14 protein-coding genes are annotated in these 16059 nt (G+C 67.0%); 10 read left to right on the forward strand and 4 right to left on the reverse strand.

Annotation, left to right across the window (positions count from 1 at the left end; genetic code table 11):
- The gene (gene fadD5, locus AB0L82_RS16535; RefSeq protein ID WP_364636613.1) at positions 1-1560 is read right to left on the reverse strand and encodes a fatty-acid--CoA ligase FadD5; all 1560 of its coding nucleotides are present in this window, start codon (positions 1558-1560) and stop codon (positions 1-3) included.
- A 281-nt stretch (positions 1561-1841) separates the two neighbouring features.
- Between fadD5 and AB0L82_RS16540 the strand changes: the two genes are divergently transcribed.
- The 5 genes from AB0L82_RS16540 to AB0L82_RS16560 all read left to right on the forward strand — a co-directional run bounded on the left by AB0L82_RS16540 (position 1842) and on the right by AB0L82_RS16560 (position 7714).
- Positions 1842-2825 carry a nitronate monooxygenase family protein gene (locus tag AB0L82_RS16540; RefSeq protein WP_364636615.1) on the forward strand — a complete coding sequence of 328 codons (984 nt, stop codon included), beginning with the start codon at positions 1842-1844 and terminating at the stop codon, positions 2823-2825.
- 212 nt (positions 2826-3037) lie between these two features.
- Positions 3038-3208, forward strand: coding sequence for a type II toxin-antitoxin system VapB family antitoxin (locus tag AB0L82_RS16545; RefSeq protein ID WP_364636617.1), 171 nt, complete (start codon positions 3038-3040; stop codon positions 3206-3208).
- Positions 3209-3451: 243 nt separating this feature from the next.
- Entirely contained in the window at positions 3452-6130 is a 2679-nt protein-coding gene (locus AB0L82_RS16550) for an acyltransferase domain-containing protein (RefSeq protein ID WP_364636619.1), read from the forward strand.
- 7 nt (positions 6131-6137) lie between these two features.
- Complete coding sequence (locus tag AB0L82_RS16555) at positions 6138-6527, forward strand: hypothetical protein (RefSeq protein WP_364636621.1); 390 nt, start codon at positions 6138-6140, stop codon at positions 6525-6527.
- The gene (locus AB0L82_RS16560; protein ID WP_364636623.1) at positions 6524-7714 is read left to right on the forward strand and encodes a cation:proton antiporter; all 1191 of its coding nucleotides are present in this window, start codon (positions 6524-6526) and stop codon (positions 7712-7714) included. Before AB0L82_RS16555 ends, AB0L82_RS16560 begins: the two co-directional genes overlap by 4 nt.
- Here the strand turns inward: AB0L82_RS16560 and AB0L82_RS16565 are convergent.
- The 3 genes from AB0L82_RS16565 to AB0L82_RS16575 form a co-directional block, all read right to left on the reverse strand.
- On the reverse strand, positions 7694-8086 hold the full coding sequence (locus tag AB0L82_RS16565; RefSeq protein WP_364636625.1) for an RNA-binding S4 domain-containing protein: 393 nt from the start codon (positions 8084-8086) through the stop codon (positions 7694-7696). The genes AB0L82_RS16560 and AB0L82_RS16565 overlap by 21 nt on opposite strands.
- 93 nt (positions 8087-8179) lie before the next feature.
- Positions 8180-8758: an NlpC/P60 family protein gene (locus AB0L82_RS16570; protein ID WP_364636627.1), complete on the reverse strand. Its 579-nt coding sequence runs from the start codon at positions 8756-8758 to the stop codon at positions 8180-8182.
- Positions 8759-9108: 350 nt separating this feature from the next.
- Positions 9109-9360 (reverse strand): hypothetical protein, encoded by a 252-nt coding sequence (locus tag AB0L82_RS16575; RefSeq protein ID WP_364636629.1) that lies wholly within the window; start codon positions 9358-9360, stop codon positions 9109-9111.
- 211 nt (positions 9361-9571) lie between these two features.
- Between AB0L82_RS16575 and AB0L82_RS16580 the strand changes: the two genes are divergently transcribed.
- The 5 genes from AB0L82_RS16580 (at position 9572) to AB0L82_RS16600 (ending at position 16058) form a co-directional block, all read left to right on the forward strand.
- Positions 9572-10756 carry an AAA family ATPase gene (locus tag AB0L82_RS16580; RefSeq protein ID WP_364636631.1) on the forward strand — a complete coding sequence of 395 codons (1185 nt, stop codon included), beginning with the start codon at positions 9572-9574 and terminating at the stop codon, positions 10754-10756.
- Between the two features lie 127 nt (positions 10757-10883).
- The gene (locus tag AB0L82_RS16585; protein ID WP_364636633.1) at positions 10884-12839 is read left to right on the forward strand and encodes an acyl-CoA dehydrogenase family protein; all 1956 of its coding nucleotides are present in this window, start codon (positions 10884-10886) and stop codon (positions 12837-12839) included.
- Between the two features lie 310 nt (positions 12840-13149).
- Positions 13150-14142 (forward strand): alpha/beta hydrolase, encoded by a 993-nt coding sequence (locus AB0L82_RS16590; RefSeq protein ID WP_364636635.1) that lies wholly within the window; start codon positions 13150-13152, stop codon positions 14140-14142.
- A gap of 125 nt (positions 14143-14267) precedes the next feature.
- Positions 14268-14555 carry a hypothetical protein gene (locus AB0L82_RS16595; protein ID WP_364636637.1) on the forward strand — a complete coding sequence of 96 codons (288 nt, stop codon included), beginning with the start codon at positions 14268-14270 and terminating at the stop codon, positions 14553-14555.
- Between the two features lie 111 nt (positions 14556-14666).
- Positions 14667-16058, forward strand: a complete 1392-nt coding sequence (locus tag AB0L82_RS16600) for a wax ester/triacylglycerol synthase family O-acyltransferase (protein ID WP_364636639.1) — start codon at positions 14667-14669, stop codon at positions 16056-16058.
- The last annotated feature ends 1 nt before the right edge of the window (position 16059 follow it).

A 16059-nucleotide genomic window follows, 5' to 3' on the forward strand; every position in this document is an offset into this window, starting at 1 on the left:
CTATTCGCGGAGTTCGACCTTCAGCACCTTGCCGCTGGCGTTGCGGGGCAGCTCGGTCACGATGACGAGATCCTTGGGGTGCTTGTAGCGGGCCAGGGATTCGTTCAGGAAGGGTTCGAGTTCTTCGAGGGTCAGGGTGTCGACGCCCGCGGCGAGGGCGACCACCGCGACCGGCACCTCGCCCCACTTCTCATGGGCGCGGCCGATGACCGCGGCCTCGTGAATCTTGGGGTGGGCGAAGAGCACGTTCTCCACTTCGGCGCAGTAGATGTTCTCGCCGCCGGAGATGATCATGTCCTTCTTGCGGTCGACGACGTAGATGAAGCCGTCCTCATCCGCGCGCACCAGATCGCCGGAGTGGAACCAGCCGCCGTGGAAGGCTTCCGCGGTCGCTTCGGGCTTGTTCCAGTAGCCCTGCATGAGGGTCGGGCCGCGGTAGACGATCTCGCCGACGGTGCCGGGTTCGACATCGTTCATCTCGTCGTCGACGATGCGGGCCTGAATTGTGGGGATGGGCTTGCCGACCGAGCCGAGCTTGGTCAGCGCGTCCCGGCCTTCGAGCACGCAGGTGATGGGCGACATCTCGGTCTGGCCGAAGACCGCGACATTGAAGGCGTCCGGGAAGCAGTCGGCCATGGCGCGCAGCACCGTATCCGAGGCCGGGGCCGCGCCCCAGCACAGCGCGCGCAGGGCCAGCTTGCGGTCCTTGACCGTCGGATCCTCGCAGATGAGCTGCCACTGCACCGGTACGCAGAAGGCGGTGGTGGCCTGCTCCGCCTCGATGGCGTCCAGGAATTCGGTGGGGTTGAACGCGCCGAGCGGATGCAGCACGGTCTTGCCTCCGAGCAGGAAATACGGTGTGAGACTGCCCAATCCGGCGATGTGGAACAGCGGTGAGGTGCAGAAGCCGATGGAATCGGGGGTGATCTCCATGGCGCGGATACAGGTCAGCGCCTGGGAATTCAGGTTGGCGTAGGACAGCACCGCGCCCTTGGGGGTGCCGGTGGTGCCCGAGGTGTACATGATCAGCGCCGGAGAGTCCTCCGGAATGTCCAGTGCGGCATGGGGTTCGCCGTCTTCGGCGAGGAAGTCGTCATAGCCGATGACGCCGTCGCCGCTCTGCCCGTTGATGACCACGCAGGTTTCCAGCGCCGGGGCCTGGGCGCGCACGGCGGCGGCCAGCGGCTGCAGCGGCGCGTCGGTGACGATGGCCTTGGCGCCGGAGTCGCTCACGATATAGGCGACCTCGGGCGGGGTGAGCCGGAAGTTCACCGGCACCGCGATGGCCCCGAGCGCGTTGATGCCGAGCACGGCCTCGATGTACTCGGTGTAGTTGAGCGCCAGGATGAGCACCCGGTCGCCGAATCCGACGCCCCGCCGGGCGAGCCCGTCGGCGAACTTCTCCGAGCGCTCGTGCAGCTGTCCCCAGGTGGTGTCCGTGCCCTGGAAGCGGAAGGCGACACCGTCTCCCCGCATGGCCGCGTGGGTGGCGACCTGGTTGACCCAGTGATTGCGCCGCGACCGGATCGGCTCGTCGAGCGGCCGGAAACCTGTGGTCATTGTGTGCCCTTCCGTCTGATTGTTCGCGAGAATACCAACTAACTTCTTGGCGTGACAAGGGTTACAGAGAAGGTTCTGTACGATGTTTATCATCGATTCAATCAGCAGCTCAGAGGCTGTAAATCGTTCTTGATAGAGCGAACGACCACTCGCGGTTATCCCCAGGTCGGCGTCCCCTACGCCACCGAAGGTGCAAACTCCGACTCACATCGGGGTTGAACCCCCATATGCAACTATGCGAGTATCGAGCCAGTTGTGAGAGGCCAGAGAGGACTGCGTCGATGCTGCGTACCAGGTTCACCGAGACCTTCGGGGTAGAGCACCCGATCGTGCAGGGCGGCATGATGTGGGTCGGCCGCGCCGAACTCGCCGCCGCCGTGTCCGAGGCGGGCGGTCTGGGCATCATCACCGCCCTCACCCAGCCCACGCCCGAGGATCTCCTGAAGGAGATCGAGAAGGCGCGCGAGCTCACCGATAAGCCGTTCGGTGTGAACGTGACGATCCTGCCGTCGATCAATCCGCCGCCGTACCAGGAGTACATGCAGGCGATCATCGAGTCGGGCGTGAAGATCGTGGAGACCGCGGGCTCCAACCCCGAGCCGTTCCTGCCGTACTACAAGGCGGCCGGTATCAAGGTGCTGCACAAGTGCACCAGCGTCCGGCACGCGCTCAAGGCGCAGAAGATCGGCGTCGACGGCGTGTCCATCGACGGGTTCGAATGCGCGGGCCACCCGGGCGAGGACGATGTCCCCGGCCTGATCCTGATCCCGGCCGCCACCAAGGCCCTCGATATTCCGGTCATCGCCTCGGGCGGTATCGCCGATGCGCGCGGTCTGGTCGCGGCGCTGGCGCTGGGCGCGGACGGCGTGAATATGGGCACCCGCTTCATGTGCACGCAGGAATCGGCCATTCATCAGACGGTGAAGGAGCAGATCGTCGCCAATTCCGAGCGCGCGACGCAGCTCATCTTCCGTACGCTGCACAACACCGCGCGCGTGGCGGATAACGAGATCAGCCGCAAGGTCGTCGAAATCGAGAAGGCGGGCGGCACTTTCGAGGATGTGCGCGAACTGGTCGCCGGTGCGCGCGGCCGCCGCGTATTCGAAGAGGGCGATCTGAACGCCGGCATCTGGTCCGCGGGTCAGGTCCAGGGCCTCATCGATGACATCCCGACCTGCGCGGACCTGGTGTCCCGCATGGTTTCCGAAGCCGAGGAGATCATCCGCGGGCTGTCCCGCCTCTCCGCGATTTCTACGCCCGGCTAAGAGCCGTCGGCGTCGCGCTCGCGCGCCTGCGGTCAGGCACGGACACAATTCCGGACGTACCCCCGGAGTTACCCCGACACTCGCGAAATCAGTTCGCACTTTTCGCTAAGAGCCCTTGGCAGATCTTGCCAAGGGCTCTGGTCATTTCGGTTACCCGGGGCCCGTCGATGCGTCATGCTTTAACGACAGTCCGAAGTGGTGGAGGTGCCGAAATGGCAATCACTCGTATCTATCTCGACGATGACGCGCTGCGGCGGACAATGGCTATTTCGGGCGTTCACACCGAACAGGACGCGGTGAACCTAGCACTGCGATACTTCACCACGCATGCCACGGCGGCGGATCTCGAGCACCCGATTCACACCCGGGCCGCCTCGGCGTAGCAGCCGCGCCCCAGCCGATGTCGTAACCGCGCGCGGCCACACCGTGGCGGCGCGCGGCGCGCGTCCCACACCCGTGGATGGCACGCCGAGTCACAATCTACCTGCGCCAAAGCTCTTCTGGCGGCGGCGAATTCTTGGCAGAATCGCCGGAGGTACCTCGGCGCACACGTCGCCGGACCACGGGAGGGGTTCTCCGTGCGGCAGAGTACGACAGCATCGAACGATTCGGCGCCCGCTCCGCGGGTGTCGATCGTCGGTGTCGCGTACCGGCCGACAGGTACGGCCTTCGACAACGACTGGTTCGCGCTGCCCGAACACGAGGCGGCCGCACTCGATCCGCGCCAGCGCGTCACCCTCGAACTCGCCGTCGAAGCCCTCGACGACTCCGGCCTGGGCCACCTCGCCCCCGGCTCGCGTGCCGCCGTGGTCTTCGGCGCCGCAACGACATTCGGCCCCGCCGCCGCGCTGAACATCGCCCACCTGCTCTCGCGCACCCTGGACCTGCACGGCCCCAGCCTGCTCGTCGCCAGCGACCGCACCGCACCGCTGGTCGCGGTCGACACCGCCGTCCGCCTGCTCGCCGACGAATCCGTACCGTTCGTCATCACCGGCGGCGCGGACCTGGCCCTGCTCCCCGACCCGCCTCTCCCCCAGCACATCTCGGCCGTCGCGCTGCCGGAATCCAGCCGCGGCGCGGTCCTGATCCTGCAGCGCACGCGGGACGCGGACCGCACCGGCTCCCGGTACTACGCCGAATTCCCCGGCACCGGAATGGGTTTCCCACATCCCGGCGACACCGCACCCCGGATAGCGCTGTGGCACAGCCATCCTCGGTCGGACGAGACCGACGGGCCGGTACGAACGCCGGACCGAGACACCCAGCCACCGCTGCCGATTCCCCTGTCCGCGCACGACCTCGACGCCCTGCACGAACTCTGCCTGCACTACGCGACCGCGATCGGCGGCTACCCGTCGCTGCGTGATTTCGCGGCCGCGGTTGCTCGTCTGACACCCGGCCCATCCCGCGCCACGATCCTCGCCCACGACATCACCGATGCCGCAAGCCAACTCCGCGAAGTCGCTCGCGATATCACCGCCCTCGCGACCACCCTGCCCGTCTCCGCCGCCGCCCGCGTGTCCCCGTCCATACAACGCGGCGGCCGGGTACCGCCCAATCGAATCGCACATCGGACGGCAGCGGACCCTCCCGCAGTCGCGAGTACACCGACTTCGACGGCAGCACAGGGAAATCCGGCCACCCGACCGGAGAGCAACGGATCGGCCGAGCCGAGCACGGCGTGCGGTATCGCCGGGGAAATGGTCCGGCGGGTGGTCGGTTCAGCACTGTCGAGCGACCCCGGGACCGCCGAATCCGGTGAGGTGGTAGGGATTTCCGAGTACGAGCGCGCGGGCGGGGTGCTGTTCCTGTTCTCGGGCGCGGGCGGGCACGCGCGAATGGGGCGCGCGCTCGCGGCACGCTATCCGGTCTTCGCGGCGGCATTGACCGATGCGGTCGATGCCATCGTCGCGGCCGGTGGACCGCGAGTATGGACCCCACGCAACGGATTCGGATCGGGAACCGGCGGCGAAGACGTCGCGCAACCGGCGCTGTTCGCATTTCAAGTGGCGCTCGCCGCCCTGCTCGGTGTCTGGGGCATCTGGGCGGATGCCGTTGCGGGACACGGGATCGGCGAGGTCGCGGCCGCGGTGGTGTGCGGTGCGGTATCGCTGGCCGACGGAGCCCGAATCGCGGTGGCACGCGGCCGCCTGCTCGCCGGAACCGGTGTGGACGGTGCCGCGGCGGTGCTGGAAGCCACCCCCGCCGAGGTGCATCGCCTGATCGAACCCATGCGCGCCTCCGTCGGAGTCGCGGCAGTCGACGGCCCCTCCTCGATCACGGTCTCCGGCGACCCGCGCTACATCGACACCCTGGTTCGCCGCGCCCACCGCCGCGCCATCTTCGCGCAGCGCATCGCCGCCGACGACGCCATCGGCGGCCCGATCCCCGTGCCGCACGCACCCCGCGCCCGAGACGTTGCCCCACAACTGGTTTCGGAGCTCGCGACGGTTACGGCGCTGCGCCCCGAAATGCCGTTCTTCTCAACCACCCGGCGCGGCATGGTGATCGGGCCGAAAACAGCGCCGGGGGCTAATGGGGTGGCGCAGGGGTGTACGGATGCGGCGTATTGGGCGCTGAATGCGGCTGGGCCGGTCGAACTCGGGGCGGCGTTGGATGCTGCTGCGGGGGCCGGTATTTCGACGGTGGTGGAGATCGGGCCGCATGGAGTGCTGACGCCGGTGGCGCGGGAGCATATGGCGTTTCGGGGGGCCGCTTATGCGGTGGGGTCGCGGGGGGATGAGGCGGGGAGCTTTCTGCGGGCGGTCGGGCGGTTGTTCCTGGAGGGGCGGCGGGTGGATTGGTCGGCGCTGGGGGCGCTGACGGTGCCGCCGCCGCAGCGGCGGTGGGGGCGGCGGGTGTCGGTGGAGGGCGTCGGGGTGCGGATGCCCGAGGTGCGGATTCGGGTGGACGGGACGTATGTGGTGGCGGGCGGACTGGGGGTGTCGGGCGCGCTGGTGGTGCGGTGGCTGCTGGACGCGGGGGTGCGGGAGGTGGTGGTGCTGACCCGGTTGGCGCGGGCGCTGCCGGAACCGCTCGAGGGTATGGAGGAGTGCGTGGTAGTGGTGCAGTGCGATGCCACCGATCGGGTGGATCTGGCTGGGGCACTGGACGATATCCGCGATTCCGGACCACCGATCCGGGGTGTGGTGCTGGCGGGGCGGGCGCTGCATCCGGTGGCGGCGGGCAATCTGGTCGACTTGACCGCGGCCGATCCCACGGATTTCACCATCGGGTTCTCGGGGGTGGGCTGGCTGCCGCTGACCCGCGTGTCGGGCGGTGCCGCGCCGGTCACGCGGGAATGATGTCGGAATGGCCGAGGCGACTATCCACGTGAAATGGAAGGACCAGCCGGACGAGCACGACTATCCGGCCGCGGCGGACTTCCTCGATATGCTGGGCGATCCGGATGTGGTGAACACGGTCATCGAGGAATTGCGCGCCGCGCAGGTCACCCATAAGAAGGCCAAGGATATTCTGCGCGCCTCACAGTTGGAGATCCTGCCCGCGTACAACCCGTATGTGCGCCGCGATCTGGAGAAGATCCTGGCGGGTAAGGCGCTTTCGCCGATTCTGCTGGTTCGCGGCAACTTCCGGCGCGGTGTGCCCGCGCAGATCGCGGACGGCTATCACCGCGTATGCGCGATCTACTACTCCGACGAGAACATCCTCATCCCGGTGAAAATCGCTGCACTGCCGTGACTTTCGAACTGCTCTCGCTGATCGTGCTGCTCGGCCTGGCCGGGCCGATCCTGGCGTGGCGGCCGCGGTGGCACATCCCGGTCATCCTGGGCGAGCTGCTGGCGGGAATCCTGTTCGGCAGCACCGGTTTCGGGGTGCTGAACCCCGCCGATCCCACCTTCACCTTCCTCGCGGACGTGGGTTTCGCGGTGGTCATGTTCGTGGCGGGAACCCATGTGCCCATGCGGGATTCGACCATTCGCTCGGCGCTGGGCCGCGGCGCCGTTCGCGCGGTGCTGGTCGGTCTCCTCGCGGTCGCCGCCGGACAGGGGGTGGCCGCACTGTTCGATACCGGTCACGGCGCGCTCTACGCGGTGCTCATCGCCTCCTCGTCGGCCGCGCTGGTGCTGCCCGTCATCGACGGGCAGGGCCTGACCGGAAAACCGGTGCTGGAGTTGACCGCCCAGGTCGCCATCGCCGATGCGGCGTGTGTGGTGGCGCTGCCGCTGGTGATCGATCCCGGCAATGCGGGCCGCGCGGCGCTGGGCGCGCTGGCGGTGTCGGCGAGCGCGGTGGTGCTGTACCTCGGTCTGAAGTACCTGGGCGATTCCGGAATACGCCATCGCTTCCACAAGGTGTCCGAGCAGCGCGGTTTCGCATTGGAACTGCGGGTGAGCCTGGTGCTGTTGTTCGCGCTGTGCGCGCTGGCGACCCGCACGCACGTGTCGATCATGCTGGCGGGTTTCGCGCTGGGCCTGGTGGTGTCGGCCATCGGGGAACCGCGCCGGGTGGCGCGGCAGCTGTTCGCCATCGGCGACGGTTTCCTGACCCCGCTGTTCTTCGTCTGGCTGGGCGCGCGCTTGAATCTGCGCGAGTTCGGCGACCATCCGTGGTTGATCCTGCTCGGCCTGGCGCTGGGTGGTGCGGCGGTGCTGGCGCATCTGGCGATGCGGATCGTCGGTCAGCCGATCATGTTCGGCGCCATGGCGTCCGCGCAGATCGGGGTGCCGGTCGCGGCGGTCACCGTCGGCACCCAACTGCACGTGCTGCGCCCGGGCGAGCCGGCGGCGCTCATGCTGGGCGCACTGGTGACCGTGCTGGCGACGGCGCTGGCCGCCAATCGCGCCGCCGCCCACTCCCCGGGCGAGGCCGATGGCGGGCACGGCGACGGCGCGAAGCGCGGCGACTCAGGCGTCGCGGCCGAGTAGCCGATCCGTTTCGCGGCGTTCGCGTTTGGTGGGGCGGCCGCTGCCGCGATCGCGCTGCGGCAGGGTGGCGATCACCGCCGGATCGGGTGGGGGCGGGCTCTTGTCGATCATGCACTGCACGGCGACGGCCGCGCCCACGCGTTTGGTGAGCAGCCGCTGCACGATCACGATGCGTTCGACGCCGCCGACCCGGACCCGGATCTCGTCACCGTGTTTGAGCGAGTGGGCGGCCTTGACCGCCACGCCGTTGACCTTCACATGCCCGGCCCGGCAGGCGGTCGCGGCGGCGGAGCGGGTTTTGAAAAGACGAACGGCCCAGACCCAAGAATCAACTCGGGCCTGGGCCGGTTCGCTCGGTAGAGCTGACGTCACGGGCTACACGATACGTGCCACGCGCGCGCCGACGATCTTCGACTGGGCGGCAGTCGTTTCGAACTCTGTCGTTGAAGCAGCGATCGCTGTCGATTAAGCGGCGATGCGACGCGCGGTGACGACCATGTCGGGGCGCAGGTTGGTGTAGGAGACGGGGGTGCCGGTCTGCACCGCGTTCAGCAGCTTGCCGTCGCCGGCGTACATGCCGACGTGGCCGCCGCCGTTGGTGACGACGATGTCACCGGGCTGCAGATCCTGGAAGGCGACGGGCGCGCCGACGTGCGACTGCTCGAAGCTGGTGCGCGGCAGATCGACTCCGGCCTGCTTGTAGGCCCACTGCACCAGACCGGAGCAGTCGAAGCTGAACGGGCCGGTGGCGCCCCAGGAATACTGTGCGCCGACCTTGGTCTGTGCGGCCTCGAGCGCGATCTGCGCGGGGCCGGACTGCTTCTGCGGGAACAGCTCCGGAAGTTGGAAGCCGTTGGCGCCGGGGGAGGGATTCACCCCGACCTGAGTGCTCTGGAGGTCCTTGACCGCCTGGTTGAACTGCTGAACCTGGGGCGCGAAATCGTCCGGTACATCGAAATTCCCGATACCCGGGATATCGATGGTGGCTGCCTGGGCGGTGATCGCCGGGAACACGCCCGTCGTCGTCGCCGCCATGGCGCCCATTACTACTGCGCCCTTCACGGAACTCGGAATTCGAGATTCCCGCTGCATGCTGTGCTTACCCACCGAGCCGCCATCTCCGATCTTGCTACATCCCGATTCGCTGACGAACGTTTTTGTGGTTCGTCGCCGACTAGCCGGTAACGTCGCGGGCCGCCTCTCCGATGAAGCGACAGACTCCGCTAAGTCACGAAGAGATTACGACTACCCGGCTGTGTTGTCCACCCCACACGCGGCGCGTGTCGCGACACACCGCAAATCCCCCGGCCGCAGCACGAATTCCGCTATGCCGGGCCGGATCACGGGAAGATATACGCGATCGAAATGCCCGTTATCGAAGCGCAGACTCGAGATCAACCGCGTGCCTCCACTGCTCTTTCGAGATCGGCGATGCGGCGGCGCGCGTCCGCGAGTTCGACTTCGAGTTGACCCAGCGCCATCACGAGCGGGCCGACCGCGAGATCGGCGACCAGTTGCGGATCGTCATAGCCGCGTTCGATCGCCACCAGAATGTTGTTGCGAATGCGCGCGGCGACTATCGCCTCCGACGGTACGTTCCAGGACTCGACCACCTCGGCGACGGTGGACGGGGCTTCCTCCGACATGAACCCTCCTGCCCTGGGCATCTGTGAATCAGCCATAAGGGTAGCGAGGGTGCAAGCGCGACAAGGGGTACGAAGCGAACACCCGGTCCCGGCGAAACGGACAGTTCCTCGTGTCGCCGGTCGACAGGCGGCGTATGCCCGTCGATTGCCCTGTCTATCGGCTTCGGTAGATGCCCGGATAATCCCGAACTTTGGCGCTACCGTCGTGCGCGTGGATCCGGTCAGAAATCCCTACGCCCCAGGTGCCGGGCAGCGCCCACCCGAACTCGCGGGACGCGATCGGCAATTGGACGCCTTCGACATCGTGCTGGAGCGCATTGCCCGTGCTCGCCCCGAACGCAGCGTCATGCTGACCGGTTTGCGCGGGGTCGGGAAAACGGTGCTGCTGAATCAACTTCGCTCGGCCGCGCGGACCCGCGGCTGGGGTACCGGCAAACTCGAGGCACGCCCCGAGCAGGAATTGCGGCGGCCGCTTTCCTCGGCCCTGCACATGGCGGTGCGCTCGATAGCGGTGGCACATCGCAATCCGGATCAGGTCGACGATTTCCTGGGGATTCTCAAGGCTTTCGCGCTCCGATCGACCGCGGACAAGGGTATGCGGGACCGCTGGAATCCGGGTATCGATGTCCCGGCGGTCACCGGCCGGGCCGATTCCGGGGATATCGAAATCGACCTCGTAGAGCTCCTTTTGGAGGCCGCGCAACTTGCCCGCGACATCGGCGTCGGCATCGCGCTGTTCATCGACGAGATGCAGGATCTGGGCCCGCGGGACATCTCCGCCATCTGCGGCGCCTGCCATGAATTGAGCCAGGACGCAGCGCCTTTGATCGTGGTCGGCGCGGGCCTGCCGCATCTGCCCGCCGTGCTCTCGGCCTCCAAGTCCTACTCCGAGCGCCTGTTCTCGTACCACCGCATCGACCGCCTGGACCGGGAGGCCGCGGATCAGGCGCTGATCGCCCCCGCCGGTCGCGAGGACGTGAAATACAGCGAGGCGGCACTGGACGCCCTCTACGAAAAAGCCGACGGTTACCCGTATTTCGTGCAGGCGTACGGCAAGGCGACCTGGGACGCGGCCGCGCAGAGCCCGATCAGCGAAGAGGATGTGGCGGTGGCCGCACCGCACGCCGAGGAGGAGCTGGCGGTCGGATTCTTCGGCTCCCGCTATGAGCGCGCCACCCCCGCCGAACGCGAATATATGCGCGCCATGGCGGATCTCGCGGGCGATGACGGCCCGGTCTCCACGGCGGCGGTCGCACGTGAGCTCGATCGCAAACCGGCCTCCCTCTCCCCCGCCCGGGACGGCTTGATCAAGAAGGGTCTGATCTACTCCGCGGAGCGCGGAACGATCGGTTTCACGGTGCCGCATTTCGGGCGATATCTGCGGAGCGTGGCGTAGCCAGCGGTTCGCTGTACAATCAAGATCATTGTCTGACAAGGGTTTTTGATCTTAACTGGCGTCTACCGGTGGGTAACAAACGCTTCTACACTCGAATGTGATTCCGATCACCTCCGAGGAGGACGCTATGGCGACCACAGCGAAAGTCGACGCCACCGAAGAGCAGGCTCGCGCACTTGTCGAGGAGTCCCGCGAAACCGACTGGGCCAAACCCTCTTTCGCGAAGGAGATGTTCCTCGGCCGCTTCCGTCTCGACCTGATCCATCCGTTCCCGACGCCGAGCAAGGCGGATCAGACCAAGATGGATCTGTATCTGACTCGGCTGCAAGCCTTCTGCGAAACCATCGACGGCCTGCGCATCGAGGCCGAGGGCCGGATTCCGGACGAATATGTGCGCGGGCTGGCCGAACTCGGCTGTTTCGGGCTCAAGATTCCGGAGGCGTACGGCGGCGTCGGTCTCACCCAGGTGGGCTACAACCGCGCGCTCATGCTGGTCGGTTCCGCGCACGCGAGCCTGGGCGTACTGCTCTCGGCGCATCAGTCCATCGGCGTCCCGGAGCCGCTCAAACTGGCGGGCACCGATGAGCAGAAGCGAGAGTTCCTGCCGCGCTGCGCCAAAGGCGCGGTGAGCGCGTTCCTGCTCACCGAACCGGATGTGGGTTCGGATCCGGCGCGCATGGCCTCCACCGCCACCCCGACCGCCGACGGCGAAGCCTATGAACTCAATGGCGTGAAACTGTGGACCACCAATGGCGTGGTCGCCGAACTCCTCGTGGTGATGGCGCGGGTCCCCAAGAGCGAGGGCCATCGCGGCGGCATTTCGGCGTTCATCGTGGAGGCGGACAGCCCGGGAATCACTGTGGAGCGCCGTAATTCGTTCATGGGCCTGCGCGGGATCGAGAACGGCGTCACCCGCATGCACGACGTCCGGGTGCCCAAGCGCAATCTGGTCGGCCGCGAGGGTGACGGTCTCAAGATCGCGCTCACCACCCTGAACGCGGGCCGCCTCGCCATTCCCGCGATGTGTACCGCGGCGGCCAAGTGGTCACTCAAGATCGCCCGCGAATGGAGCGGCGCGCGCGTGCAGTGGGGCCGTCCGGTGGGTGAGCACGCGGCGGTCGGTTCGAAGCTGTCCTTCATCGCCGCAACCACTTTCGCGCTGGAGGCGGTGCTCGATCTCTCGGCCACCATGTGCGATGAGAACCGCAATGACATTCGCATCGAGGCCGCGCTGGCCAAACTGTGGGCGTCGGAGATGGCCTGCACCATCGCCGATGAACTGGTGCAGATTCGCGGCGGCCGCGGGTACGAGACGGCGGCATCGCTGGCCGCGCGCGGCGAACGCGCGGTGGGCGCGGAGCAGATGGTGCGCGATCTGCGCATCAATCGCATCTTCGAGGGTTCCAGCGAGATCATGCGATTGCTGATCGCGCGCGAGATGGCCGATGCGCATATGTCGGCGGCGGGCGCGCTGGTCGATCGCAATGCCGAACTCAAGGACAAGGCGAAGGCGGCGGTCGGCGCGAGCGGTTTCTACGCCAAGTGGTTCCCGCAGCTGGCCGTCGGCACCGGCACGGTGCCGGCCGGCTTCGGCGAATTCGGCCCGCTGGCACGGCATATGCGTTTCGTGGAGCGCATGTCGCGCAAGCAGGCGCGGGCGCTGATGTACGGAATGGCGCGCTGGCAGGCGAAATTGGAGTACAAGCAGGGTTTCCTGGGTCGCATCGTGGATATCGGCGCGGAGCTGTTCGCCATGGCCGCCGCGTGCGTGAAGGCGCAATCGCTGCGCGTGGCGGGCGATCCGGACGGTGCCGCGGCGGAGGAGTTGGCCGAGGTGTTCTGCCGCCAGTCCCGCATCCGCGTACAGCGGCTGTTCGAATCGCTGTGGGACAACACCGATGACGCCGATACCGAATTGACCCGGGGCATTCTGGATGGCCGCTACAGCTGGCTGGAGGGCGGTGCGCTCGATCCCAGCGAGGGCACCGGGCCGTGGATCTCCGAATGGCAGTTCGGGCCGTCCACGGAGCAGAACCTGATCCGGCCGTTCCTGCCGTCGACGAAGGCGGCCTCGTCCACCTAGTGCTCGTCAGGTGAATCTGCCCCTCTCTAGCTTCTTCGGTAGAGAGGGGCAGATTGCTGTCGCGAGCATCTTCGCCAGCGCTGACCAGGCGGTCTGTAGTTCTCATAAGCATCTACAGCTTTCTAGTGTCACCACTAGAAAGCTGTAGATAGTCCGATTGTGCAGCGATGGCGCAGAAATCCGGTCGAATCGGTATATCGATCACCGGCATCGGTTGGACAACTTGTGCATAACGCCTGGTGTGAACGGTTAACGAGAAGGCAATACCCATCGACAACCGGGCAAGAGGCGAACTCTCCAGGAGGCCGTCATGTCCATCCGCACCCCCGCCGCCGATCACGACGGTCACCATCTGACCGTCACCGCGGACGATGGCGTGCCGATCGCCGTCCGCGAATTCGGCCCCGCCGGCGCACCGCTCACCGTGGTCTTCGCACACGGGCACTGCCTGCGCACCGAATCCTGGGAGCTGCTGCGCGCGCATCTGCAACGACTCTGGGGCGAGAGCACGCACATGGTCTTCTACGACCATCGCGGACATGGCAATTCGGGCACCGCCGATCCGGCCACCTACACCATCGATCAGCTGGCGCTGGATATGGACGCGGTACTGCGCGCGGTCGCACCCACGGGTCCGGTTGTGCTGGTTGGCCATTCGATGGGCGCCATGACCATCCTGGCGTACGCCCGGCTCTTCCCCGAGACCATCGGCACCCGCATCGTGGGCGTGGGCCTGCTGGCGGGCGCCGCCAACAGCGTCACCCGGGTCGGCCTGGGCCGCCTGCTGAACGGTCCGGCCGTGACCTCGCTGCGGGTGGCGATGCGCCACGCCCCGCGCGCCATGCAGGCGTCCAAGCATTTCACCCGGCATCTGTTCGAGCCGATCATGCGCGAGGCCACGCTGGGCACCCGCAAGATCAGCCCGCGGGTGCTGGCGGTGGCCACGGCCATGCTGAACGAGACCTCCCTGCTGACCATGGCGAGTTTCCTGGAATCGCTGATGCGCTTCGACGAGACCGCCACCCTGCACCGGCTGGGCACGATTCCGGCGCTGGTGCTGGCCGGTTCGGCGGACATCGTGATCCCGTTCGCGCATTCGGTGGTGCTGGCCTCGCAATTGGACGACGTGGAGCTGGTACGCCTGGACGGCGCGGGCCACAGCGTGATCATGGAGCGCGCCGAGGAGGTCGCGGCTTCCATTGCGGCACTGGTGGATCGGGCCGTGGCGGTGGTGGCCGATCCGGCCGGACGGCCCTGCGAGCGGGGCGAGGACTGCGGCCCGGAGTTCGCCATCGCGGGGTGAGGCGCTCGTCGGGACAGGCCGCTGACCAGCGAATATGTCTCTGCGACGAGACGAACGGAGTATCTTCACGTACTGTGTTGTAGATCATATTGTGTGGTCGGTCACACGGCTCGAGGAGGCTTTCGATGACACGCAGCGAGATTGCGGAACTCCGCTACACGGTCGGCCAGCTCCGGCAGTGCGTCACCGCATTGCGTTCCCACTACGGGGAGACCGGTTCGATTCGCCGGTTGGAGAACGATCTGGAGAGGCTCGTCATCGACGCCGATGAATTCGAGCAGGCCCCGCCGAGCGAATCGGCGAAGGCCAAGCAGGAACCCATCTACGTCCCGGACGCCAAGCACGACGAGGCGGCCTGGATGGGCGCGCAGGACGAGGGTCTGGGCTTCCACTCCCGCCCGCGCACCAAGTAATCAACACTTCCGCCCACACCGGCGTGGGGAATCACTAAACTCCCGCCCGGGACAATGCTGCCCGGCAGTACCCATCCATGCGATGGGGCGGTCCCGGGCAGGAGTATGTGTGTGAGTCGCGCGGAGCGATTGACGGCGCGCGATGCCGTCTTCGTCTATGACGAATTCGAGCGGCATCCGTCGAATATCGTCGCGGTGTACGCCTTCGATGCCACCGCGGCCGGAGCGTCGGCTCCCGATGCCGCGACTGTGATCGCCTGGGTCCGAGCGCGTCTCGGGCATTTCCGGTTATTTCAGCGCCGATTGGCGCGGGTGCCGGGGGATCTGGATCTGCCCTACTGGGTATGGGACGCGGACTTCGACATCCATCGGCACGTCTCGATGGAATCGGCTCGGGACTGGAGCGCGGTACGCGCCCGGATCGCCGAAATCGCCGCCACTCGAATGGATCTCACCCGGCCGCCGTGGCGGATTCACATCTTCGAAGCGGTCACCGGATATCCGGGCAGGCCCGATGCGGCGGTGACTCTGGTCCTGCTCGGCTTCCATCACAGCGCCGGTGACGGTGTGGCGACCCGGGAACTCGAACTGAAGTTGTTCGACGGCAGCGCATTACCGACACCGATCGATTCCGGCGACGCCCGGGAATGGTCCGCCCGCCGGGCGCTCACCCGCGCGGTGGTGACGCAGCCGTACCGATTGCTCCGGTTCGCCCTCGGATTGCGGAGCACCCGTACCGTCCCGTCATCGGCCCCGGAACCGCTCGCCATGCGGCCCGCCACCCGATTCAATCGAAAAGTGGATCCGCGCTTCGGATTCGATCTGGTGCGCATTCCCATGGCTGCCGTCCTGAAGGCCAAAGCCGCTGCCCCGGAGCGGATTACGGTCAACGATCTGGTGCTGACCGTGGTCGCCGGAGCGCTCGCCGCCTACCTGGACGAGCAGGGCGAGACACCCGCCGAGTCGCTGGCCGCCATGGTGCCGCGCTCCATGCGCGGTCTCGCGCAATGGGATTCGGTGAATCAACTCACCCAGATGTCGGTCGATCTGCATACCGATATCGCCGATCCGGTGCGGCGGCTGCGGGCCATCCGGGAATCGGTGCGGCGGGAGAAGGAACGCGGCGGCGATCCGGCGTATCTGCGGCGGCAGGAACGCGTGCAGACCTCCCCCGCGTGGCTGCTGCGGCTGGCCGGATGGGGCAGGGCGCAACGGCGATTCGATGATGTCGCGCGGGTGCCGCTGTCCAATACCACCGTCAGCAATGTGCCGCCGGTGGCGGAACGGCTGGCCTTCCTGGGCGCGCCGATGATCAGCGCGTTCGGTGCGCTGCCGATCATGGACGGTGACGGTCTGCGCCATCTGACCACCTCGCAGGGCGATGAGCTGATCATCAGTTTCAGCGCCGACACCACCATGCTGCCCGATACCGGGCACTACGGGGAATTACTGCTGCGCTCGTTCGACGAGCTCTGGCAGGCGCTCGAATCCCACCGGGACTGAA

Source organism: Nocardia sp. NPDC052001, assembly GCF_040680615.1.
GTDB lineage: Bacteria > Actinomycetota > Actinomycetes > Mycobacteriales > Mycobacteriaceae > Nocardia.

Coding starts and splice junctions, on each gene's coding strand:
- AB0L82_RS16540 (WP_364636615.1), top strand. CDS start 1,842: ATGCTGCGTACCAGGTTCACCGAGACCTTCGGGGTAGAGCACCCGATC.
- AB0L82_RS16575 (WP_364636629.1), bottom strand. CDS start 9,360: ATGTCGGAGGAAGCCCCGTCCACCGTCGCCGAGGTGGTCGAGTCCTGG.
- AB0L82_RS16585 (WP_364636633.1), top strand. CDS start 10,884: ATGGCGACCACAGCGAAAGTCGACGCCACCGAAGAGCAGGCTCGCGCA.
- AB0L82_RS16590 (WP_364636635.1), top strand. CDS start 13,150: ATGTCCATCCGCACCCCCGCCGCCGATCACGACGGTCACCATCTGACC.
- AB0L82_RS16570 (WP_364636627.1), bottom strand. CDS start 8,758: ATGGGCGCCATGGCGGCGACGACGACGGGCGTGTTCCCGGCGATCACC.
- AB0L82_RS16545 (WP_364636617.1), top strand. CDS start 3,038: ATGGCAATCACTCGTATCTATCTCGACGATGACGCGCTGCGGCGGACA.
- fadD5 (WP_364636613.1), bottom strand. CDS start 1,560: ATGACCACAGGTTTCCGGCCGCTCGACGAGCCGATCCGGTCGCGGCGC.
- AB0L82_RS16555 (WP_364636621.1), top strand. CDS start 6,138: ATGGCCGAGGCGACTATCCACGTGAAATGGAAGGACCAGCCGGACGAG.
- AB0L82_RS16595 (WP_364636637.1), top strand. CDS start 14,268: ATGACACGCAGCGAGATTGCGGAACTCCGCTACACGGTCGGCCAGCTC.